The 23,331-nt window shown below is 41.6% G+C and carries 27 protein-coding genes; 22 read left to right on the top strand and 5 right to left on the bottom strand.

Features of this window, described 5'->3' with window-relative positions:
• Positions 1-66: 66 nt before the first annotated feature.
• Complete coding sequence (locus ACFQ3J_RS07670) at positions 67-708, top strand: nitroreductase family protein (protein ID WP_251583925.1); 642 nt, start codon at positions 67-69, stop codon at positions 706-708.
• Positions 709-854: 146 nt separating this feature from the next.
• Here the strand turns inward: ACFQ3J_RS07670 and ACFQ3J_RS07665 are convergent, their stop codons facing one another.
• From ACFQ3J_RS07665 to ACFQ3J_RS07655, 3 genes are all read right to left on the bottom strand, one after another.
• Positions 855-995 carry a hypothetical protein gene (locus ACFQ3J_RS07665; RefSeq protein WP_251583926.1) on the bottom strand — a complete coding sequence of 47 codons (141 nt, stop codon included), beginning with the start codon at positions 993-995 and terminating at the stop codon, positions 855-857.
• 28 nt (positions 996-1,023) lie between these two features.
• On the bottom strand, positions 1,024-1,377 hold the full coding sequence (locus ACFQ3J_RS07660) for a hypothetical protein (RefSeq protein WP_251583927.1): 354 nt from the start codon (positions 1,375-1,377) through the stop codon (positions 1,024-1,026).
• A gap of 66 nt (positions 1,378-1,443) precedes the next feature.
• The gene (locus tag ACFQ3J_RS07655; protein WP_251583929.1) at positions 1,444-2,304 is read right to left on the bottom strand and encodes an AAA family ATPase; all 861 of its coding nucleotides are present in this window, start codon (positions 2,302-2,304) and stop codon (positions 1,444-1,446) included.
• A 357-nt stretch (positions 2,305-2,661) separates the two neighbouring features.
• Here ACFQ3J_RS07655 and ACFQ3J_RS07650 point away from each other — a divergent pair, with 357 nt between their 5' ends.
• From ACFQ3J_RS07650 to ACFQ3J_RS07595, 12 genes are all read left to right on the top strand, one after another.
• Positions 2,662-3,153, top strand: a complete 492-nt coding sequence (locus ACFQ3J_RS07650; protein ID WP_251583930.1) for a helix-turn-helix domain-containing protein — start codon at positions 2,662-2,664, stop codon at positions 3,151-3,153.
• A gap of 9 nt (positions 3,154-3,162) precedes the next feature.
• On the top strand, positions 3,163-4,146 hold the full coding sequence (locus ACFQ3J_RS07645) for a linear amide C-N hydrolase (protein WP_251583931.1): 984 nt from the start codon (positions 3,163-3,165) through the stop codon (positions 4,144-4,146).
• 276 nt (positions 4,147-4,422) lie between these two features.
• The gene (locus tag ACFQ3J_RS07640) at positions 4,423-4,953 is read left to right on the top strand and encodes a TetR/AcrR family transcriptional regulator (RefSeq protein WP_091156144.1); all 531 of its coding nucleotides are present in this window, start codon (positions 4,423-4,425) and stop codon (positions 4,951-4,953) included.
• A gap of 113 nt (positions 4,954-5,066) precedes the next feature.
• Positions 5,067-6,029 (top strand): NAD-dependent epimerase/dehydratase family protein, encoded by a 963-nt coding sequence (locus ACFQ3J_RS07635; RefSeq protein WP_091156147.1) that lies wholly within the window; start codon positions 5,067-5,069, stop codon positions 6,027-6,029.
• Positions 6,030-6,284: 255 nt separating this feature from the next.
• A complete protein-coding gene (locus ACFQ3J_RS07630) occupies positions 6,285-6,512 on the top strand; it encodes a hypothetical protein (RefSeq protein ID WP_251583932.1) in 228 nt (75 codons plus the stop codon).
• Positions 6,513-6,816: 304 nt separating this feature from the next.
• Positions 6,817-7,761, top strand: coding sequence for a tyrosine-type recombinase/integrase (locus tag ACFQ3J_RS07625; RefSeq protein WP_379293278.1), 945 nt, complete (start codon positions 6,817-6,819; stop codon positions 7,759-7,761).
• A gap of 203 nt (positions 7,762-7,964) precedes the next feature.
• Complete coding sequence (locus ACFQ3J_RS07620) at positions 7,965-8,594, top strand: TrkA C-terminal domain-containing protein (RefSeq protein ID WP_251583939.1); 630 nt, start codon at positions 7,965-7,967, stop codon at positions 8,592-8,594.
• Positions 8,595-9,050: 456 nt separating this feature from the next.
• Positions 9,051-10,181 (top strand): ABC transporter ATP-binding protein, encoded by a 1,131-nt coding sequence (locus ACFQ3J_RS07615; RefSeq protein ID WP_091156154.1) that lies wholly within the window; start codon positions 9,051-9,053, stop codon positions 10,179-10,181.
• Entirely contained in the window at positions 10,178-10,834 is a 657-nt protein-coding gene (locus ACFQ3J_RS07610) for an ABC transporter permease (RefSeq protein ID WP_091156157.1), read from the top strand. The genes ACFQ3J_RS07615 and ACFQ3J_RS07610 overlap by 4 nt, the downstream gene beginning before the upstream one ends.
• 42 nt (positions 10,835-10,876) lie before the next feature.
• On the top strand, positions 10,877-11,797 hold the full coding sequence (locus ACFQ3J_RS07605; RefSeq protein WP_251583940.1) for a glycine betaine ABC transporter substrate-binding protein: 921 nt from the start codon (positions 10,877-10,879) through the stop codon (positions 11,795-11,797).
• Between the two features lie 241 nt (positions 11,798-12,038).
• Positions 12,039-13,043: an LLM class flavin-dependent oxidoreductase gene (locus ACFQ3J_RS07600; protein WP_091156161.1), complete on the top strand. Its 1,005-nt coding sequence runs from the start codon at positions 12,039-12,041 to the stop codon at positions 13,041-13,043.
• Between the two features lie 104 nt (positions 13,044-13,147).
• Positions 13,148-13,537 carry a hypothetical protein gene (locus ACFQ3J_RS07595; protein ID WP_251583942.1) on the top strand — a complete coding sequence of 130 codons (390 nt, stop codon included), beginning with the start codon at positions 13,148-13,150 and terminating at the stop codon, positions 13,535-13,537.
• Positions 13,538-13,794: 257 nt separating this feature from the next.
• On the opposite strand, the gene ACFQ3J_RS07590 is transcribed toward ACFQ3J_RS07595, so the two are convergent.
• Entirely contained in the window at positions 13,795-14,319 is a 525-nt protein-coding gene (locus tag ACFQ3J_RS07590; RefSeq protein WP_251583944.1) for a GNAT family N-acetyltransferase, read from the bottom strand.
• A gap of 27 nt (positions 14,320-14,346) precedes the next feature.
• Entirely contained in the window at positions 14,347-14,799 is a 453-nt protein-coding gene (locus tag ACFQ3J_RS07585) for a MarR family winged helix-turn-helix transcriptional regulator (RefSeq protein WP_251583946.1), read from the bottom strand.
• 279 nt (positions 14,800-15,078) lie between these two features.
• On the opposite strand from ACFQ3J_RS07585, the gene ACFQ3J_RS07580 reads away from it, so the two are divergent.
• The 9 genes from ACFQ3J_RS07580 (at position 15,079) to ACFQ3J_RS07540 (ending at position 22,947) form a co-directional block, all read left to right on the top strand.
• Entirely contained in the window at positions 15,079-16,332 is a 1,254-nt protein-coding gene (locus ACFQ3J_RS07580; protein WP_251583948.1) for a stalk domain-containing protein, read from the top strand.
• A gap of 12 nt (positions 16,333-16,344) precedes the next feature.
• A complete protein-coding gene (locus ACFQ3J_RS07575; RefSeq protein ID WP_251583950.1) occupies positions 16,345-16,716 on the top strand; it encodes a hypothetical protein in 372 nt (123 codons plus the stop codon).
• A gap of 150 nt (positions 16,717-16,866) precedes the next feature.
• Positions 16,867-17,739, top strand: coding sequence for an AraC family transcriptional regulator (locus tag ACFQ3J_RS07570; protein ID WP_251583952.1), 873 nt, complete (start codon positions 16,867-16,869; stop codon positions 17,737-17,739).
• An 86-nt stretch (positions 17,740-17,825) separates the two neighbouring features.
• Entirely contained in the window at positions 17,826-19,127 is a 1,302-nt protein-coding gene (locus ACFQ3J_RS07565) for an ABC transporter substrate-binding protein (protein WP_251583954.1), read from the top strand.
• A gap of 55 nt (positions 19,128-19,182) precedes the next feature.
• On the top strand, positions 19,183-20,073 hold the full coding sequence (locus ACFQ3J_RS07560) for a carbohydrate ABC transporter permease (RefSeq protein WP_091156181.1): 891 nt from the start codon (positions 19,183-19,185) through the stop codon (positions 20,071-20,073).
• A 15-nt stretch (positions 20,074-20,088) separates the two neighbouring features.
• Positions 20,089-20,967: a carbohydrate ABC transporter permease gene (locus ACFQ3J_RS07555; protein ID WP_091156183.1), complete on the top strand. Its 879-nt coding sequence runs from the start codon at positions 20,089-20,091 to the stop codon at positions 20,965-20,967.
• 117 nt (positions 20,968-21,084) lie between these two features.
• Complete coding sequence (locus ACFQ3J_RS07550; protein ID WP_091156186.1) at positions 21,085-21,405, top strand: hypothetical protein; 321 nt, start codon at positions 21,085-21,087, stop codon at positions 21,403-21,405.
• Positions 21,406-21,664: 259 nt separating this feature from the next.
• On the top strand, positions 21,665-22,564 hold the full coding sequence (locus ACFQ3J_RS07545) for an RHS repeat-associated core domain-containing protein (protein WP_311287437.1): 900 nt from the start codon (positions 21,665-21,667) through the stop codon (positions 22,562-22,564).
• Positions 22,565-22,626: 62 nt separating this feature from the next.
• Positions 22,627-22,947, top strand: a complete 321-nt coding sequence (locus ACFQ3J_RS07540; RefSeq protein ID WP_251583956.1) for a hypothetical protein — start codon at positions 22,627-22,629, stop codon at positions 22,945-22,947.
• Positions 22,948-23,331: the final 384 nt, after the last annotated feature.

Below are 23,331 nucleotides of genomic sequence, written 5' to 3'. Positions count from 1 at the left end.
CGCATTATATTATTGTCGTTTCAATTTGTAATTATTATTATTACATATATTAGGGAGGCATACAAAATGACCCAGGATATACAAGCAGATTTCTTCAATTTGATTCGTGAACGTCAGTCTATTCGCAGCTACGATCCGAGGGTTACCATCTCAGAGAAGGAATTGAGAGCCATTCTTGAAGACGCGGTGCTTGCACCTTCTTCTTCCAACTTGCAACCATGGCGCTTTATCGTCGTTAACGATCCAGCCGTCAAAGAAAAACTCATGCCGATTGCAAATAATCAGCAACAAGTCGTGGATTCCGCAGCAACAATTATTGTACTAGGTGACAAAGAAGCCTATAAACGCGCAGATGAGATTTATGATCGTTCTGTAGAGCTCGGCATGCCTCAGGCTTCCCGTGATGCTTACGTGCCACGGATGTTAGAATATTACCGTACGATGTCAGAGGAAACCGCGCGGAGTACGGCTGAGATTGATGGAGGACTGGTATCCATGCAGCTAATGCTGGCTGCGAAGGCAAGAGGTTATGACAGCGTACCGATGGGTGGTTTCTCACATGAAAGACTGATTGAAGAGTTTAAGATTCCATCTCATCTGATTCCGGTCATGCTTATTTCAATCGGTAAAGCGGCGAAGCCAGGCTTGCCTAAATCTCGTCTTCCGCTGGATCGCGTTACGTATTGGAATTCGTTAACACAAGAATAAATAGAAGGATTATCCTGGCATGAGAGATATGCCTATTCAACAGCAGTGACGATTTTGTTGCTGCTGTTTTTTGTTGGTAGAGAAATCACCGGATTTTGATCTCCACCTTGCAGAGCTGCGCCATCCTAGCGCTAATCATCAGTGGTTTATTCTTGCAAGAGCTCAGACATTTTAATACTAAGCGCTCTTGTCCTGTCCTCCACCTTGGTTTTGCCATCATCGAAATCGGAATACAGAATGATATCCCCGTCTGATTTGATCATCCGCTCTAACTGGTCTTGATTCATTGTTAATTCAATGTGCTCCTCAAGCCACTCACCCTTTTCCAGTATAGAGGGGATACCCTACGCTTTCGGAGGAACTAGGGGGAAGAATAGATTCGCCGTCTATTTGCAGATCAATTCGGTGTATATCAAAGCTATGCATGATCTCTATCTTAGATTTGCCGCCTACATATCGGAGACCAGCTTGAAATTGCAACAATGGAGCTGAGTGATGATCTAATATGTCTGTTGTAAGCCTCAATTGATAATCACCGATTCTCTTGATTGCGGTAAGCGATTCCTCCGTCTTGACCATTTCATCTGGTGTATAGTCAGCAGCGGAAGAACAGGCAGACAGTAACACTATAAAGATTATTATCGTAATTCCAGTAACCAATACTCGCATTAGCACCCTCCTGAAGGTTGTTATAAAACAACGGACGCAATAAAGTGGAGGATCGTTCCATATATCTCAATAATCAAACGCATCTTCATGTTTTTTAAAAAATTCGTAGTATGTGCGAACATTTTCTAATTCCGTCCAGTGTCTTACCTTCACAGGATTTTCATCCAGGTTATATATCTTTGCCTCCTTCATGGATAGCAGGAATGGAGAATGTGTGGAAACGATAAACTGGCAGCCAAAAAAACGAGCAGAATCTTCAATGAATTTCATCAAATCCTGCTGACGTTTTGGAGAGAGACTATTCTCTGGCTCATCCAAAATATAAAGTCCATTCTCTCCAATTTTTTCAGTAAAATAGAGGAAGGCACTTTCACCATTTGAATATTCCCTTACGTTATCCATTAGGTTATTTCTCACATACCGGGACTGTGTTTTACTTCTCGCTGTATTCATTTTCTTTAACTGCTCGTAATCTTCCATAGATCTCATCTGAAATTGCGAATATTTCGCATCCAAATATTCATCGAACAATTCTTCCCTTTTGTGGTCGATTCCCTCATTAAGATTCCGGATATTCAACATGTAGTCAAATACATCATCACTAGTAATGATCCTACTATTTTCTGGAATGTCTAATCTGGTATGCATCTCGCACATATTCACATAATCAGGATAGAAATTCGATTTATTATAAATCGAATCACGCTGGAGTCCTGTTTTCTCTGCGATTACGTTTAATGCAGTGGATTTTCCTGATCCATTTCCGCCATACAAAATGGTCACTGGCTCAAAATCAATGGTTTGTAAGCTGTTTTTTGATAAGATTTTAAATGGATAAAATGAGTCATAGCACGTTCTTTTTATCTCCATGAAAAAATCAAACTCCATATCTTCATTCGGAAATGAAAAAGTATGTAAATAAATCATGGTACTCCTCCTTAATCAGTATCTATTTTAAACTACTAGTTCCAGTGAAGAATGTCTAGGATCTATTAGACTTGGCTGCGAGAGAAATAATTCCCCATTCTGAAATGTGTATTCTTGATTCATGGGGCCACCTCATATGGATTGGGAAGCATGCAACTGAGTATGATGATGCTTTAATCTCTTTCTTATCACGTTCGTCTATTAGCTAATGGAGAAGCGGTAATGTTGATAAGCATTATAGAGACGCAATGGAGAGGGGGAGGTCCGTCAAGATATTCAACAATACAATTAACAACTTGACATAATTTATGTCAATTTATATAATCATGACATAAATTATGTCTTGGAGGGTATGAATTGAAAAGTCATATTGCCAAAACGGTCTTAGAATATTTGGTCATGATTAACGAACAATCCTATTCGGGAATAGGACGCGAGCTTAACATTACACCGCAGCAATTTTCAGATTGGATTAAGAAACGTCGACCCATTCCGAAGGAGCGACTACAGGCTCTTGCCAATTATTTTGGTGTTAAGGAAACAGTACTTGTAGATGAGCAATATTATGTAAACCCACTTAGCTCCATTGCGAAGATCGAATTACATTTACTTCTAGTGGATCAGAAAGTGGCTGAGCTTGAGGCGCAAGGAAGGGAAGATGAGGACATCGAGCCTTACTTAACCAAAAAAAAGGAGCTGGAGCGAGAGAAAAAGAATCAGATCCGTCTTAATAGGATGGCTGCTATTTTAGAACAAGATGATGAGCGGGTTGGAGACATCGTTGATTTAATTATGGATGAGTTAGATTCGGGAAGAATTAATGAATTAACCAACAAATTAATGAAATAGGGTGATTTTATGAGTACGGCACTATTTTTGAATCAAGATGGTGTTAACTTGCTAGGTAAAAATCAGGACGTACCTTACGACGGTGCCTACATGTTCTCCAATAAAAGAGATAGGTACAAAACGGCACTGATCATGCCGCCAGACCGCCCCATGAAGTGGATATCTAAGTACAATAGCGTAACCCTATCACAAGTAGGTAAGGAAATGCCAAATGGAGGAATGAACGAAGTCGGCTTAGTCGTGGAGCAGACGACTCTCTGGCAATCTAGTTATCCTAATAAGGACGGCAATCCTGTTATTGGTGAGCTGCAATGGATACAACTCATGCTTGATACTTGTGCAACAGTTGAAGAGGTAAAAGAGACAGCAGAATCTCTCCGAATCGTTAACCCATTCTCTCGTCTTCATTACATGATCTGCGATCGTACAGGAGCGTGTGCTATTTTTGAGTATTTGAATGGAGAATTAGCTATATATTCAGGCACCACTCTGCCAGTGCAAGTTATGGTTAATACCCCTTATTTAGAAACAAGGAAGAGATTGAATGAATCAAACAAAGAATGGTCAGTTGTATTAAGCGATTATGATCTGGATTCGATCAAACGGTTCGATCGAGTAATAGAATATTTGGATAATGCAGTAGCAGAAGTAGATTGCTTATACGATATTCTTCGGTCGATCCAGAGAGCAGATACTGCATTTAGCATAATATACGACATAAATGCTCTAGAGATTTATTTTTCATCCAATCGATTCCCTTATCGGAAAAAGCTTTGTTTCCAGGACATTGATTTTGTTCGTGATTCAGAAATTGCTGTGAACATTCAGCAGGATAAGGAAGTTTGTTTTGACCTTTATAGCGCTGATTTAAATCAAAAATTAGTAGAAGCTTTTTTTCGGAATCCCAATTTGACTGCTGCCTTTGGATCTACGATAAGTGATGAGATGATTACGTTCATGGCCAATTTTCCAGACTCCTTACGGTCACAATAACCTTCGCACCAAAGGAAGAAATCCTAATGGTTAATAACAGAGAATGATTCGTGGTATTCGTGTAGACCAGTACTCGACTCCAATTGCGCAATTGATATCAGAACACGACTATGATTGTAATCTCAGAATCAAATCAAAATATAAACAACGAATCTCCTCAATTAATGACAGAATCACAGCATATCGCTGCTTAATTGCACGTATACCCCACATAGGCTATAATTGACAGAAATAATTTTATTGATTAGTCACTAATTAAAAAGAGGTGTTTAATGTATGGCAAAATCTGAAAAAAACAGCGTGAACCGTAGAACCGAAATCATCTCTGCAGCAATTGAGGTTTTTGCTGAAACCGGCTATTATCGTGCTACGACGGCACAGGTTGCAGAACGTGCAAATATCTCCCAGCCGTATGTATTTCGTTTTTTTGCAACGAAGGAAACTTTATTGATTAGCGCACTGGAGCTTTCGTGGGAAAGGATCCAGCAATCCTTTCGGCAGGTCGTGGAAAGCGCAGCTACTCCGGAGGAATTAGAGAGTGATCTGATTGAAGCTTATAAGGATATCCTAGCTGACTATATAAATGAAACCTATCTGCAAATGCAAGCCCAGACGATGCGAGAGGAGCCAGTTCGGGAAGTAATGCGCAATGGGTTTCGGGAAGTGCAACGGATTGTGCTGAGTGCTTTTCAGCAGAAAGGGCTAGAGAAGCCGAGGGAACGAACCTTTATGTTTCTGGCTAGGGGGATGCTGTGCAATATTTCGTGGGCGCTCGATATGCCGGAGCTTATCGAAAGAGAGGTATAATATGGCGGAAGCCATATAGTGTATTTAGTTATTGACCAATCACTAACAAGATGGTATAGTTTGGATATAAATTAGTGATTGATCAATTACAAACTAATGGGAGATGACGAAAAATGAAGAAAGCGATTGTAATCGGTGCGACAGGCGGTACGGGTGCTGTTATTGTTTCTGAACTTGTGAGTCGTGAAGTGCCGACGATTGCCTTCGGGCGGTCTAAGTTAAAGCTGGAGGAGCTTGCTATCAAGCTAGGTAATCCTGCTCATCTCTCGCTGGCCATCGGAGATGCATGCCAGCCGGATGATATTACCGCTGCAGTACAAGGTGCAGATGTCTTGTTCCATAGCGCAAACGTACCGTATAACGAAATGGTAAGCAAGCTTATTCCTTTAGGAGAATCTGTTATGGAGGCTGCCGACCGACTGAGCCTAAAAGTTGTAGTTATTGATGGAATCTACCCATATGGAAGAAGCCAGATGGATCAAGTAACAGAAGAGCATCCAAAACAGCCTCACACGAAAAAGGGAAGAATTAGGCTTGCCTTTGAGCAAATGGTATTTAACAGCAGATGGGAGAACGCTCGACCGATGATTGTGCGTTTACCAGATTATTATGGACCGACTGCCAATCAGGCTTCATATCTAGGAGGAACGCTAGAAGCAATCGCAAGTGGAAAGTTGGCATTTTTCATCGGTAATATGAGGATTCCTCGTGAATATATATATCTTCCCGACGCAGCAAATATGATTGTTGAACTTGCGGGGCGCGAGCAAGCTTATGGGGAGAATTGGAATTTACCCGGCTCGGACATCATCTCCGGCCATGAGATTGTCCGCATTGCACAACAGGCAAGCAGCACGAAAAAGCCCGTTATTGCTCTGGGTAAAATGGGGTTGTCACTGCTTGGATTATTCGTACCTGTTATGAAGGAGGTTGTGGAAATGTTGTACTTAACGGAAGAGCCGCTGCGTTTAAGCGGTGAAAAGTATAAGCGCCTTATTGGGGAAATCCCAACAACTAAGCCAGAGGTTGGGATTGCAGCAACCATTCGCGAACTACAGAGAAAGAAAAATAACTAGTTTTATGTAATTGATCAATCAATAACAATTGTGTCACGATAAGGATTTTTCTATTCACCATATGTAGGTTGGCAAGAAGATTAGTGCTTAAAAGTCGCGTATCTGCGGCTTTTTTGTTTTAACGAAGCGGAATGTGTTCAGGATGAACAGATCATTTTCTTAACAACTTTCTCCGACTACTTTTATACTCATTAACTATCTCCCACCTTTTAATTCCAACATGGCTGCCACGGGGGCTTTTATCGGTGTTGAATTGTGCGTCGTTTTTTTCTCGCCAAGTATATAAAAGCCAGTAGAAATGAAGCAGAGCTGAAGAAGCTGTATATCGAGGAGAACGACGAGCGGAATGCAGTGATACTCCAGAGTGCCAGCTCACTCAGTATGGTCATGATTTTTGTAGGTCTTGGAATTGCCTCCATGATCGCCGGTTTCTTTAATGCAGTGATATTTTACACCTTACTAGCTGCTTTACTATTCTCTTAAAATAACGTGAATGAAAAATTTAATATATAAGATTCCAACCTCCTATTAGAAGCAAACTAAATTTATAGTTTTATAGGAGGTTTTTTCATATTTATCTTTTGACGAAGCGGTTTGATCCCGATCAATGGAAGCAAGAAATTAATTGCGACTAACAACTGAAATGCGAGATTATCGTACGCTTTATTTCCACAGAAAAACTGCGTATAATATAAATTATACGTAGTTTTAAATTTGATCGATTTTAATTTCTACACTCGATCACTTGGTCAGTTTAATTGCAGCTAAGAAAGTGGTGAAGATGAGCATGATGAAAGATTACATACAAGAAACTTATACTGCGGAGCTCGAGGCTTTTGATATCTGGCTGAAGGATGCGGGATATACAGGCTATACCGTGAAATCTTACAAGAGTGATGTATTTGAATTTCTAAAAACGCTGGAAGGAAAACCGATCGAACGGGTAAAACGGCTGCAGGTGCTGTCATTCTTATCCAAGGCTCGTGACCGAGGCATCAGCGATGCGACAAGGAATCGGAAGCATGCTGCAGTGAACTGCTTTTTCAAAGCATTAATTGAGCTTGAACTCCTTACCGTTAATCCAGCAGCTGGAATCAAGAAGTCCAAGACGGAGAAGAATAGAGTCCCTGTATTTATGGATGAGCAGCATCTATCACGATTTATGGGATCAGTCGATGGGAAATATCGGGAACGGAACCTGGCGATCTTTTTGTTAATGGGATACATGGGACTGCGAGTGGGTGAGGTTCATTTGCTCAACTTAGGTGATTACAACTCAGAGAGAAAAACGCTGAGTGTATTCGGTAAAGGTCGTAAGTGGAGGCTGCTGCCTGTACCTGATGCCGTTGGCGAAGTGCTACAGGAGGTCATGAATAAACGGATTGAACCTCGAAAGTCGAGGGAGGATGCATTATTCGTATCCCAGCAGGGAAGAAGGCTTTCGATTAGAACCATTCAACTGATTGCTTCCGAAGCCTTTGAGAGATTTCAACAAAATGTGTCTCCAGCCCAGAAGGTATCATACTCAAGCCACAAGCTCAGGCACTCTTTTGCTACGATGATGCTTCGTAAGGGAGCTGATCTAAGAACCGTGCAGGAGCTGCTTGGGCATTCTTCCATTCAAACAACGACCGTTTACACCCACGTAACCAATCGTGAGAAGGAGCAGGCGATGGCGATGCTGGATATTGTTGTTCCTGCTTATAGCCGTGCTGGAGAAAACAAACAATAAATATACCGTAATATATATTATGTTAACTATTATTTAATCAACAAAATTTCTAACATTAAAAAAATGAGCCATGCCTTTTTGCTTGATTGATATCCCATAATGAATCAGATAAAATATAGAAATTGATTATGATGACTAACATCTTGAAAAGTAAAGCATTTAAATCATATTTGACCGCGTAGGATAAGGGGACGACAGTAAGAATGCAGGAAAAGGCCGGATATAAATCCATTTCTCTTGATATTGCCCAAAGAATTGTGAGCGGAGAATTCCCTCGTCATAGCAAGATTTCCGGACGCTCTCTGTTAGCTGGACAATATCATGTTTCACCAGAAACCATCCGTAAAGCGATTGGCTTGCTCAAGGAAGAAAATATCGTGTCTGTATCGCAGGGCAAGGAGATCATCGTTTTGTCAGAACAACTGGCGCACGAGTATATCATAAAACACAATTATTTGAAATCGGCATATTCACTTAAGCAGGACCTGGAGTCGCTTCTTGAAGAGAAGAAGGCAATTGACGAACGCTTTGAGGAGCTGTTAAACGAAATTATTAAGGCATCGGATCGTATGCAGAATTTGAAGCCTTACCGTCCTGTGGAAATTACGATCAAGACCAATTCTCATGTAATAGGCAACACGATTGGCAACTTGTTCTTCTGGCAAAATACAGGTGCGACAATTATTGCGTTGCGCAGAGGAACGGAAGTCACCATCTCGCCAGGACCTCACGTTGTATTAAGAGAAGAGGATGTCATCGTGGCGGTGGGGGATGAGAACATGTACGATCGAACGGCTCGTTTTATTAATCAAAAAGGACTCCAAGAGCAATAAATTCTATATCTAGATATTGAAAGTAGAAGACACATTAATGCAGACCTATTCACTCATAACGAGAGAATAGGTCTGTTTTTTTTGAACCATTCCATGATCTGCAAACGAACAGAAGCTATATCGACTAGAGCTTCAACTTGGTACATGCTTCTTTGGTATATAGTATCCGTAATGAATATTACGTAAACCAATTATCATCTCAAAACACCCGAATAGACCATTAGGTCCATACGGGTGTTTTTTGTTAAATTAGTGAATTAGCGAGCGAAATCAACATTTTCCACAAAAATACATACAACTTATGTAGAATATAAAGGTTGTTAGTAAAATATATATCTGTTATAGTAAGGTCTAGTCCAAAAGCTTTCTTTTCTATATCTACTCACAAAGTGGAGCAGAGGAAGAAAAGCAGGCTTTTGGTTAAATGATTGTAGCAGGAGGTTAGAGAACGTATTTATGCTTAAATTTGATCAGGTTAGCAAGAAATATCCGAATGGTCTTGAAGCCGTCAAGAATATCACCTTTGAGGTCGGCGCCGGTGAAATTCTGGCATTAATCGGACCAAGCGGCTGTGGTAAAACGACGACCATGAAAATGATCAACCGGTTGATTCCGCATACGTCCGGTCACATCTATATCAATGGAAAGGATATTACAACAGAAGACCCTGTAACTCTACGCAAAAATATGGGCTACGTCATTCAGCAAGCTGGTTTATTCCCCCATTATACGATTGAAGATAATGTTGGCTTGATTCCTCAATTAAAGAAGTGGAACCCAGAGAAGAAGAAACAAAGGGTTAATGAAATGCTGAAGCTGGTTGGTCTGGATCCTGCAATATTTGCGAAGCGTTATCCTAAACAACTATCGGGTGGTCAGCAGCAGCGGGTCGGTGTTGCCAGAGCACTTGCCGCTGATCCTGAAATTATACTGATGGATGAGCCTTTTGGCGCACTTGATCCCATAACTCGGGAGCAACTCCAGGACGAACTGCTAAAGCTGCAGCTGAATCTGAAGAAGACCATTGTGTTTGTCACGCATGATATGGAGGAAGCGTTAAAGTTGGGCGACAAGATCGCCATTCTGAAAGATGGAGAACTGGTGCAAATTGATACCCCGGATCAGATTCTCAGCCAGCCGGCTAATGAATTTGTCGAAGGCTTTATCGGAAAAAATCGGATCTATCAGAATCCGGAATACATTCCAGTAACGAATGTCATGCGGGATAATCCGTCTACAGCTCTGCCGGAGCGGACACCTGCCAAAGCAATCACGATGATGAGACAGCGGAAGACAGATACACTGCTTGTCGGCGACAAGGAAGGGAAGCTACTCGGCATTGTGTCAGCTTATGACTTATCGAATCATATGGATGCGACTACCATCAGTGAGGTCATGCATCCGGCGGCCGTTGTACTTGAAGACTCAGGGACAGCAAGAGATGCGTTGGCCATGATCAATGAAGCTCCGTACGGGATTATACCTATTGTTGACTCGAACGGGGTCATTGTAGGGATCGTTACTCGAAGCAGCCTGCTTACTGCCTTTGCTTCTCAATGGGTTGGAGAAAAGGAGGTGCTGGCATGAGAGATCAATCGTTATTTTCACAGCTGATGTACCAGCTAGAGGCAAGAAGTGAGGACGTACTGAGCGGACTGCTCGTTCATATACAGCTTGTCGTGATTTCGATGCTAATTGCTGCGGTGATCGGGATTACCCTCGGAATTATCATTACACGTGTGAAGTTTCTAAAAGGGGTCACTCTCGGTACAGCAGGAATTCTGCAGACGATTCCAAGCTTAGCTATGCTGGGCTTTATGATCCCGTTCTTTGGTATCGGCATGAATACTGCTATTGTTGCTCTATTTCTATATTCTTTGCTGCCGATCATTCGCAACACATACACAGGAATTACAGATGTCGATCCTGCTGTCATTGAAGCTGCAAGAGGAATGGGAATGACGGATATGCAAATTCTGTTCAGAGTCCAGCTTCCACTTGCACTCAGTGTCATGATGGCCGGTATAAGAACAGCCACAGTTATTAATGTAGGTACAGCTACTCTTGCGGCCTTCATCGGAGCAGGGGGACTTGGGGAGTTCATCTTCCTTGGCATTCAGCGCAACATTGATGCATTGACACTGCTTGGCGCTATACCGGCAGCTTTGCTCGCACTCATCATTGATTATCTATTGGGTCTGGTTGAGAAGGGTACAACGCCGAAAGGTCTGAAGGTTTAACGAAATTTATACATCGCATATGGGACAGGAGAGAGAAGCAAAATGAAGAATTTCAAATTTGGTACAGGGATAGCAATGCTGCTCGCCACAACCTTAATCTTGGGTGCATGCAGCAATGGATCGGGAGAGTCCGGAGGATCAGGGGAGTCTGCAGGAGAAATTACGATTGGCTCGAAAAATTTCACGGAAAATGTAGTCCTTGCACATATCGTTGCATTGTTAATTGAAGATCGAACAGATATTACAGTTAATCGTCAATTAAATTTGGGCGGCTCCAATGTCGTCTGGACTGCACTTGAGAATAACGAAATTCAGCTGTATCCGGAATATACAGGCACCATTGTAGCCAGTTATTATCAGGAAGAGACTGGAACCGCGGAAGAGACGCTGAATAAAACGCGCGAGCTGGTTGAAGCAGACGGGCTAAAGTTTTTGGAGCCTTATGGCATAAATAATACGTATACACTTGCGGTAACACAAGAAACGGCAAAAGAACATAATCTGAAAACATTCAGTGATTTGGCAAAAGTGTCCGAAGATATGGTACTTGGAGTAGAGTTCGAATTCCTGGACCGTGATGACGGGTATCCTGGAATCCAGGAGCTGTATGATATGAACTTCAAGGAAGCTAAAGGAATGGACCACGGTATTATGTATCGCTCTATTGAAGCGGGTGAGACGGATGTAACGAATGCCTATGCGACGGATGCGCAGATCAAGGTGCATGACCTTGTTATTTTGGAGGATGACAAAGAATTCTTCCCTCCATATGATGCATCTACATTGATTAGACAAGATACGCTTGAACAGTATCCTGAGCTAGAGGGAATACTGAATGAGCTCGAAGGCTTCCTGACGGAGGAGGAAATGCAGGACCTCAATGCACAAGTGGATGTAGATGCGATGCTTGAGGAAGATGTGGCCCGTGATTTTCTGATCGAGAAAGGTTTAATTGAAGGGTAATAAGAAACATAAGAGGGATTCGCCTATATGGCGGATCTCTTTTTTGTTTTAAAAAAAATAATATTTACATATTAATTATTATGTAAACTATATCGCGATTTAGATAAATATTTATATTCTAAATCATGTAGATATTGCGCTGAATTAGTACCATCGGACAAAATATCTTATAATACTTGGAAGGTGCGTTAACAACTCAGCATCTTTATTATTATAAGTTCAACTGAAGGAGGAGTGTGCAATGCACGTCAGTATACTGGATCAGACACCGTTGAAAGTTAAAGGCACTCCTGAATTGGCTTTTAATGAAACGATCGAACTGGCGAGGTTCGCGGATCAGCTGGGATATACACGCTACTGGGTAGCAGAGCACCATAGCACCGATGCGATGGGCGGCTCTTCGCCTGAAGTACTTCTCGGTTATATCGCTGCGATTACATCACATATGCGGATTGGTTCGGGCGGTGTGATGCTGCAAAATTACAGTCCGTACAAGGTCGCTGAGAATTTCAAAGTCCTGTCTGCGCTTGCGCCGAATCGGGTGGATTTGGGGGTAGGCAGATCCCCTGGCGGTTTGCCGAACTCGACCAAGGCGTTACAGGACTTGCAGCTTCGAGACCCGGATACTTTTACAGAACAGCTGCGTCAGCTGCAAGAATATCTGGGGCGCACATTGCCTGCGTCTCATCCTTTAAGAGGACTAATGACCACCCCTCGCACTCAGTACATTCCTGATCTGTGGCTTCTCGGGACAAGTCCCTCTAGTGCACGGCTTGCCGCATCCATGGGACTTCGATACGCATTTGCCTATTTCTCACCAGGGCAGGAGGAGCAGCTCTACTCTGCATTCCGGGAATATAGAAGGAGCTTTGTACCGCATGAAGGTCTCAATGATCCTTACGGACTTGCAGCGATTCGGGTGATCGCGGCAGATACGGATGAAGAAGCAGAGGAGCTTGCGAAGACGTCCATCCAGTTTACTTACTATTTAAAAAAAGGAAGGGTGCTGCGAATGGACACTCCCGAAGCCTGGAATGAAACCGAGCTGTCCCTGCATGACAAAGAACTGGTTGATTCCATTAAACAGGCGCATATCATAGGCTCTAAAGAAACCATACAAAGAAAAATAACGGAGCTGAAAGAACGCTATCTGTTCGATGAGCTGATGGCTCTTTCCTTTATCTACGATCTGGATAAGCGTAGGAAATCATTTCGTATTTTGCATGAGGCAGTGCAGGCTCTATAGGCACGGATCATTTCAATATTGAATTCGGATGTGGTATTGTAGAGAATGAACCGGAACACTTGGGTACAATAACAGATCTCATATCAAAAAGGTGGATACATTCGTTGAACAAGAAGAAAGACCAAAAATCACTGCTCTATATGTTGAAAGGAGATACAGCGGCTGAAGTGCCTGTCAAAGCAAAAGGCAAGCTGAATTGGACAGCTTCGTTCAAGCTGTTTAAAGTGTATCGACAGGTGAGGGCAAGCAAAATGCTGGCTCCAAGCCTCATTATTTTGTATTTTATCTTTGCGCAGATCATGCTGCTCTTTTTCTCAATAATCATGTCCGTCTCGCTCATTCCATTTTTCCTGCTCGGCATTCTCCTATGGGCGATACTGAACAAATATCTAGTATGGGTACTTAAGGAAACAACGATTCGCACGTTAATTAAAGAAGGGTATACCGCGAAGGATCAAGAGGATCAAGCTTACGTAGACTCGCTGTACTTATAAAAAAGATTGTAACCAATAATCAAGTTTACATCCGTATTTAATATCGATAGATGCCGTTCTTGCATCAGTATTTCAGTAAAACCAGCCATAAACTTGGCTGGTTTTTTTCGTGTTAGGAGCTGCATCAGAAAAATGCGAATTTATAACATTAGGCGAATACAACATTAGTAATGTTTAGGGACCGATATTTTTATTTATTATCAATCAATTTCATAAATCATTAAATAGGTAAAATTATAAAATTGATTCCTATTCAGTTAAATAAGTGTTTTGGTCATTATAAAGTCAATTTGTTCTTCATCTCCCATAAAAAAAGAGTGGGCTCCAGTTTGAACAAACCCCATTTTCTTATAAAAAGCGATTGCATTATCATTTTTTTCCCAAACGCCTAGCCAGATCTTCTTTTTATTACTTTCGATTGCCATTTCCATAGCTTTATTTAGCAGGTGCTTTCCAAGCCCATGGTTTTGAAACTTATTCTTTATATAAATTCTCTCTATTTCAAGTGATTCCTCGCCCACTTCTTCAGACTGAGCATCATTTGTATTAACTTTTAAATATCCAGCGACTTCATTATTACAATAAACAAAAAAGAATTCTGATGAAATATTGGACAATTCCTTTTCCAATTGTTTAGAATGAAATGCTTTTTCCAGATAGGCTTTCATATTTTCAGATGAATTTTGATTTTTAAAAGTATCGTTGAATGTTTCAATACTTATCTCTTGGAGCAGCAGCAAATCTTCATGGTTGCACTTTTTTATTTTTAAAGTAACTGTCATTTAAAAATGTCCTTCCTTTATCTATTATCAGTAATCTCTTTTTTTACCTCTCTTAACATATTCCCAATCTGTTTCAATATTTTTTCTGATTCTTTGAAGAAAATTATGCATGATTTCTGTTTCTTTTTCAGAAAATCCCTCTAAAGCAACGTTATTCGAATAATCATTTTCTCTTTTAATAAATGGATAAACCGTCATTCCTTTCTCTGTTGGAAAGAGTTTCTTAATTTTTTTGTTATGTTCATCCTCTTTCTTTTCAATAAAGCCATTCGTTTCGAGTTTTTTTATAGCACGAGCTGCTGTTGTTCGATCCACTTTTATCATCTCAGCCAATTTTTCTTGAATGATTCCGGGTTTTTCGCAAATTCGCACAAGATACAAATACTGTCCTTTTGTTAGGTCGTATTCTTTAAATTCTATATTGCTTATGGAATCTAATGCTCTTGCTATCATTCCAATTTCTCGAAGAATTTCCTTCATTGTTACCTCCTTTTATATTTTTGTTGCGAATCAATAAAATATATGATATTGAATTTAACTTAAAATTGTTGTAAATGCAACAAAAACAAAATAGAGTAATATAAAATGAAATATATTATATCGGTTAATAATTGATGTACCTCTCTGTTAATCTATCAAAAGACTGAAACTTATCAGATTAAAGAAAATTAACCTATTTTTTCTATTATTATAGTAAAATATGCAGCGTTGATAGAAACACTATTTACTAAATTGATGAGAATGGGAGACGAGCGAGAAATGAAGCAATGGGGAAAAATACTGCTCAGCTGCGCAATTGTATTAGGTTCAGCGGCAAGTGGAACTGTACTTCCGTCTGCAAATGCGGCGAGTGCCAGTCAAGTAAAGATTATGCTGGATAACTATCCTTTGCCTTTTCCGGTAGAACCGGTTGTCATTAGCGGAACAACGATGGTGCCTTTCAGAGCCATATCCGAAGCGCTTGGAATTAATGTGATATGGAACCAGAAGGCCAAGAAAATAACGGCTTCAAAGCTCTCAGATGGCATTAAAAAGACAGTAGAGCTTACCCTTGGCAGCAAGACAGCAAAGGTAAACGGACAAAATGCAGCATTAACGTTAGCCCCCAGGACGATCAACAATACGACGATGATTCCGCTTAGCTTCTTCAGCCAGCAGTTTGGTGCGGGTGTGGGCTGGAACCAAGCTTCTAAGACCGTATTTATCATATCGCCTCGGGAAGAGATGTATACGCTCGGCTACTATGCACTTCGTTCCTTTGATGAAATTTCCTACCTCCATCACTTTGACGCAGCCGCGTTTGGCTGGAGCCGCATCGATCGAGAAGGTAATTTTACATTAACCGGGGATGAGTACAGATGGCCAGCTCCATCCGGCGAGATTACTGGTGAGTCGATTATTAAGGATGTAGCATCTGAAGGAACAACACCATATCTAATGGTTTATTCTGTAGATGGCATGCTGGAGCTCACGAAAAACCTTGAGGATAAGGAGCTGCGAAATAAAACTATAGACAGCATTATGGAGGCTGCAGCAGAGAAAGGCTTCAAAGGCATCGCACTTGACCTGGAAGGACTCGGCATGACGGGCGATAAATCCAAGGTGAAGAGTGATTATAATACTTTTGTAAAGGAGCTGTCTTCAAGAGCCAAGCAGCAAGACATGAAGCTGACTGTCATTGTACATGCATTGAACAGTGTGTATCAAGGCTATGACTACAAGACACTCGCAAATCTAGCGGACGATCTTGTCCTTATGGCGTATGCCTACGGTGATGAACAAAGTCCCGAGCCCGTGGCAAAGGTGGATGAAGCCATACAGCTGGCACTGAAGCAGGTTGACAAGGACAAGCTCATTCTAGGTATTTCCCGCGGAAGCGAAACCTCGGCAAGCATTAATACGAAGATTGGTCTCGCGAAGCGTTATGATCTGAAAGGAATTGCTCTATGGCGCCTTGGGATTATAGGCCCTGATACTTGGACCGAAATGAACAAAACCATTGTACTTGATTAGTGAGGGGTTCCATTGAGAAATTTAAATTTGCTCGTTGTGCTTCTGTTCCTATGTATTGTAGGCTGCAGTGTTCCCAGTAAGGAAACGGACCTGTCTTATTTTCTATCTGATACAGAAGGGATGTACACCATTCATCTGTTCCGCGACGCGAGCACGGATCTCGATAACGAGCTGCTTGAATATATGAACTCAAGTGAGGAATTACTAGAGGTCATTCGAGGTATACAATTGTATAACGTTAATACAGTCGACAACCAGATAAAAGCGGATAAAGCAGAAGTTGATGAAATCCCGACGATGATGATTACCAATGACAAAGAAGTTGTCCTGCGTACCCAGAGCATTGAGGAAGTGAAGAAATATTTTGAAAATATAATTAACTGAATAAAGACGCCAAAATAAAGAATTATTAGCCGCTGCTTTCATTTATTGTTGACAGCGGCTTATTTATATTTTGCTGGTACGAACCGGGAGAGAATAACTATAATAAGGTAATGTGATAAATGCGAATAGGAAAGGGTGGATAGAATGGGCGTGCCGACATTTCTTGAAACAGGTCATATGACAGAAGGTTTTCCTATCAGAGTTATTCATACTGGCGATCAATTCAATTATGCAGCTCATTGGCATGAAGAGGTAGAGATGGTGTTCGTCAAAGGGGAATACGGACGCATAGGCGTGAACAATTGTATGTATGAGCTCCAAAAAGGCGATGTGCTTGTGATCAAGCCGGGAGATGTACATTGTTTTTTGCCGGGTACACAGAATTTGACCATTATTTTATTTCGGATGGAGCTGTTTACGAGCAGCTTTATTGAAGATAATGATTGGCTAAGTATGAAGCAGTTATTTAATAAAACAACTGTTATTCCTGCTTCCACATGTAAAGAAAGAGACTTAGGGGAGTACGTCATTTCGTTGTCAGCCGAAGAAAGCAACAGGCAGGCAGGATACAAATGGGCAATGATAGCACGATTGTATGATTTTATTGTACAGCTTCTGCGAACTAAAGGCCTGTGCGAGGATTCCGATGCGCTTAACTGGCAAATTACAACCTCGAAGAAATTCGAGTTCATTGAGGGTGTATGTAAATATCTGGAAGAGCATTACTCCGAGAATATCAAGCTGGATCAAGTCGCTGACCATATTAAATTCAGCAAATTTTACGTCTGCAAGCTGTTCAAGGATATTAAGGGCATCACACTGATGGAGTACCTGAATCACTTTCGGATCATCAAGTCGGAATGGGCGCTGCTGTTCAGTGAGGATTCCATTCTTGATATTGCTGTAAGCCACGGGTTTAACAATATTAACTCATTTAACCGTCTGTTCAAAAAATATAACGACTGCACGCCGTCCGATTTTCGAAAGAAGCACAAGACAAACAACGCAAAATATGAAGGATGATGAACAATATCGGTGAAGAAAGCCCACTTCGAAATCAATATAATCGAATAAAATGTAAGCGTTTCCTTAAATAAAGGAGGGGGCTCATGAAGAAATTTTATTGTCAGCTGGATCCAAAGAGTAAACGTCATCATTTAGCGCTGCTTGTTCTACTATGCTCAGTCGTATTGCTGTCAGGCTGTCAGCTTCAGGCTATGGCCGAATCTAATGATAACGAGATCACGGTGTGGAGCTTTACGGATGAAGCCGGCTATGCGATTGAAAAGTTTGAGGAGAAGTACCCGGACATCAAGGTTAATTTTGTCAACATTCCGGGCAACTTCTATATCACGAAGCTAAAGTCGGCACTGCAGACCAGCTCCAAGGCACCTGATGTCTTTATGATTGAAAACGCTAACATACGAGAGCTGATTGATGTACCTTACCTGCAAAATCTGTCTGAGGCACCTTATAATGCGGACGAACTGCTTCCTGAGCAGTACCCTTTTGTTCAGGCCAATGAGAAAGACAGTGAAGGCCATGTTAGAGCACTTGGCTATCAGGCAACTCCGGGCGCCATCTATTACCGGCGTGATCTGGCGAAGGAATATTTGGGGACAGATGATCCCGAAGAGGTCAGCAAGCAGATTGATACCTGGGATAAAATCTTTGAGATTGGCGAGCGGGTACAGCAGGAGAGTGGCAATCAAGTGCATGCTCTGGCGAACTGGAACGCGATCTCGAACTCCTATGACGGAATTCCCTGGGTACAAGATGGTAAGTTTGTCATGGACGATACTTATCTGGAAATTCTGGATCTGGTTAGGGAAGCGAGAGAACGCAAGGTGCTTGCTGAATATGAAGAAGGAAGCGCAGGCTCAGCTGCCTCCATGCAAAAGGGTACAGTCATGTTTTACCCAGCCGCCACCTGGGGGCTTCAATACACCTTCAAAGCTAATGCGCCGGATACTTCTGGCATGTGGGGGCTTGCTCAAGGACCGACAGGATTTAGCTCGGGCGGAACCTATATTGCCATGTACAGCAATAGCGACAAGAAGGATCTTGCTTGGAAGTTTATTGAATTTTATAACTTTGATCATGAATTTCTGTCTCAGCTTGCGCAGGAGCAGGATTATTTCACGAGCAATATGATTGTGAATGATCAGCTGGCAAAGACAGTGACATCGGATTATCTTGGCGGGCAGAAGCATTTTGAATTCTTCTCAGAGGCAGCGAAAGACGTACCCGTCTATGAAAGAACCAAATACGATACCGTGATTAACAACGACATATTCAAGAACGTTCTTCAGCTGTACCTAAACAACGATATTCAAACAAAGGAGGAAGCGGTAGAGAGAATTAAACGCGACGTCAAATTGAGATTTCCAGAGCTCGAAGGATTGGAGTGAAATGCTGAATACGAATGAACGTCAATGTGAATCCGATGACGGGGGGTACAAATGAATGTTTGCTAAATCCATACGCAAAGACCACTATGGTTATTATTTTATTGCTCCGTTTTTCATCATCTTCCTCATATTTGGACTTTATCCGATTCTGTATAGCTTATACATCAGTTTCACCAACTGGGACGGGATTACGACACCGGAGTTCGTTGGTCTCGGCAATTATGTGGCGGTCGTGCAGGATCCGCTCTTTTGGAAAACACTGTTTAATACGTTGTTTATTTGGGGGATTTCGGTTGTTCCTCAGCTGACCGTTTCGCTGGTGCTGGCCTTTATTCTTAACGACAAGCTTCTCAGGGGAAGAGATTTTTTCAGAGCGGTGTATTTCTTTCCGAACATCGTCACTGCTGCATCCCTTGGCTTGCTGGTCAGCTTGATCTTTGATTGGCAGTCCGGGGGACTCAATCACTTTCTTGTACAAGTTGGTCTAATTGAGAACCCAATCAACTGGAAGAACGATCCTTGGATCATGCGGCTAATCGTATCTGCCATCCTGTTCTTTCAGTATTTCGGCTACTCGATGGTGATCTATCTTGCAGGCTTGCAGGGCATTGATCCTTCCTTGCAGGAAGCCGCTCAAATTGACGGAGCGGAGAAAAAGCATATCTTCCTTCACATCATCGTTCCTATGCTGCGTCCGATTATTTTGTTTCAGGTTATTACGTCCATTATCGGCGGAATTCAAATCTTTGATCAGCCCTTTACACTGACGAACGGAACCGGAGGACCCGACAGGGCAGCGATGACGAGCATTATGTACCTGTACAATGTTGCTTTCCAAAGCACGCGCTTTGGTTACGGAGCAGCCATCGCCTTCTGCCTATTCGTTATCATTATTTTGTTCTCGGTTGCATCGTTCGTGATGACTAAACGCAAGAGCAGCTCATAAGAGAGGGGAATGAGGATGCAAACGGCCAAACCTTTAGAGCAAAGCATGGCTTATGAGAGAAAAGCAAAGGCAAATCGGCTTACACCCGGCAAAGTGTTAATATACTTTTTCCTAATTGTGCTAGCCATTATATGTATCATCCCGTTCTATCTCATGCTGATCTATTCCACCCATAACAATGCTACCATCGCGTCGACCTTTACTTTTCTTCCGGGTTCATTCCTGCCCGACAATTATGTCAATATGGCTTCCAAGATCAATATCTGGCGGGGCTTTGGGAACAGCTTCTTCATCGCAGGAGCTTCTACGATCCTCTCACTGTACATCGGTGCCTTAACGGCATTTGGATTTGCCAAATATAAATTCAAAGGCCGCACGTGGCTGTTCCTGTTCCTGCTGGCGACAATGATGGTACCCGGACAGCTGGCGCTGATCGGGATGTATCGACTGTTCAGTACACTTGGTATGCTGGACAGCTATGCAGCCATTATACTTCCTGCAGCAGCGAATGCCTTCAACGTATTCTTTATCAAGCAATTCATTGAGAGCAGCATCCCGGATGAGATTATCGAGTCATCACGGGTCGATGGGAGCGGAGAGTTCAGAACCTTCAACCAGATCGTGCTACCGATCCTTGGCCCGGCGGTAGCGGCGCTTGGAATATTCACATTCATTGGCTCATGGAACAATTTCCTAACCCCACTTGTGCTGTTCTTCTCCTTGGATAAATATCCGCTTCCCGTGCTCGTTGCTCTGGTACAAGGATATTATGGCATGGATTACGGGCTCTTGTACTTGGGTGTGGCGATCTCCATTGTACCGATCATTATCGTGTTCGCCGTGTTCTCCAGACAGATTATTGGCAGCGTTGCGCTTGGCGCGGTAAAGGGATAAAGAACGCAATCGCTATTAGGTAAGAAGACAAGGTTCATGTGAGTTCTACCGTACTCATGTGAAGCTTGTCTTTTTTTCATTGCTACCTAAATTCTGACTGTTGGTACTGTAACCCTCGTGTTCGGCATCCAGCAATTTTATGGTGACTATGCAAAGCAAGTATACCGATCAACGTCAACAGTTACAGACTCCAAAACCGGTAAAACACAAACTATTCAAATGGTTACTAAATCCGATCTAATCGATCCGACTTTTAACAAACCAATCATTAATTCAGTAAATTATAATAACGTGCTGAACAATGGAGGTTACGGGGAGACGGAAGGACCTAATCTATTTGTAAAAGACCTTCCTGCAGCCATTGCAGAGACTCTCTCCAGCGGTACCGAAGAGGTACTTTATATCTCTAACGTTCAGTATGTAAGGGGAATATACTGAATATAAATTTAGGGAGTTGTTAATAGAAAAGATTGAATGTCAATTTCAAACATACTAATACATAAGCTATTACGAAGAGAATGGTGTTCGGAATCGCTATTATTATGATAGTAACCAGATCATAGCAGAAGCCGAAGTAGTTGATGGGAAGCCAATTCATAAGGCTACCTATATCCGTGGAAAAGAACTAGAAGCAATTGATTATGCAGATGGTTCAAGAGTGTATGTGTTATCCAACGATCATGGAGATATTACTGAGTTGCAGGATAATACAGGTCAGACTCTAAACAGCTCTTATGATGTTTGGGGCAATATTCTTTCTCAGGAAGAACTAGTACACAATCCTTTCCGCTATTCAGGGGAATACTGGGATGATTCTACAAAACTACAGTACTTAAGAACTCGCTGGTATGACCCAAATATTGGTCGGTTTATTAATGAGGATACGTATGAAGGGGAACTGAACAATCCGCTGAGTCAGAATCTTTATACGTATGTGCATAATAATCCGTTGAAATATACTGACCCTAGTGGACATATGCCTCACTCTTTGCTTAATGGATTTTTAAAAGATTTTATTGGTGGCAGAGTAAACGGTACTCATTTTACGAATTGGGAACTTTCTAATGCAACTTTTAATGCGAATGGTAGTAGTGATAAAGGCAGGTACAAGGCTCTGCACGAAATTGCGCAAATTCATGCCGCAAAGAAAATCCATGCGGAGTCAGGATTAAGTGTTCAGTTAGAATATAAGGTAACTCAAAAAAGGAAGTATTGGTTTGATTCAAATAGTTACGTTGATATTGTTGCAAGTAATGGTCAAATGTGGGAAGTTAAACCCCGTAGAGATGCCCCATTTGGAAGTACAGATGGCTATTATGAGGATGCGGAAGCGCAATTAGATAAGTATAGTTCATTAAATGATAAGCTTAAGAGAGGGGGCACGTATGACCCAATAGAAGGAATTGATATTGTTGAAAATCTTCGTATGAATATTGAGTTTATTGAGAATGGAAAAATTCTATATGATTTTTATTTAGTCGATGAAGATGGTCAATTCTACAAAACGCTTACAACAAGTCAAGCAGAAGACTATGTAGAGGCAAACCATATGTATCCTCCTGAATTTGATTTTGGCCGCAGAAGGGGTCGCAAGTAATGAAACGAGTCACATGTTTTTATATCTTGTTAAGCTGTCTATTATTTATATCGGGGTGTTCAATGAAAGAAGGCGCGAAACAGCAAAAAGTATTCGTGGAGGATGCTTTGGAATGTGTTGAACTACTTTATCTAGCTATTGAATATGTTGGGTTCAACAGTAATGCTCGACGAACGATAGATTCATTTTTTGAAAAAGATTATGGGCAAGGTGAAGTAGAGGCAAGTGTTAAGGGGAAAATATCTAGTGTTTATATGGCATTTCTTGGTAAAACCGATTTTAAGGATAGTAAAAATCCGAACAATGAGACACTCTTTAGCGATTTAGTTTCGGAACTGAATCTAGTTGAAAACGAGTTAGACAAATTTACGGGCAAAAAGTGATGAATCGGAACCACAATGTGATTAGGTTTCTAAAGTTGTGAGGTTAGTAAAAACGCAGTAGGAGGGTTGAGAGATAGGAACGGGCGATAGGCGTGAACAAAATTAAGCGTAATAAGTTGAAGTTGGAGCGCCTATCGAAGATAACCAAACCACATGTAAGTTATTTTTATCATGTGGTTTTTCTTTATCTTTTACTCCCATCCCTTGTCGAATGAATCGGGCGGCTAATCCCGAAAGAACTTAACCCTCATCGTGTCCGTATGATATTTCTACAGTATGCCTGTACGTACTTAAACGCTTGAATTTTATAACCTAAACAACGCTATAACGTTACATCAAACAGGTTCATTATGGTCAGATACTGCCATATTTGACCTGTTTTTT

Source organism: Paenibacillus provencensis (genome assembly GCF_042678545.1).
Taxonomy (GTDB): domain Bacteria; phylum Bacillota; class Bacilli; order Paenibacillales; family Paenibacillaceae; genus Paenibacillus; species Paenibacillus provencensis.
The sequence above is the reverse complement of the archived record's forward strand: the minus strand, read 5'-3'. Positions and strand labels throughout refer to the sequence as shown.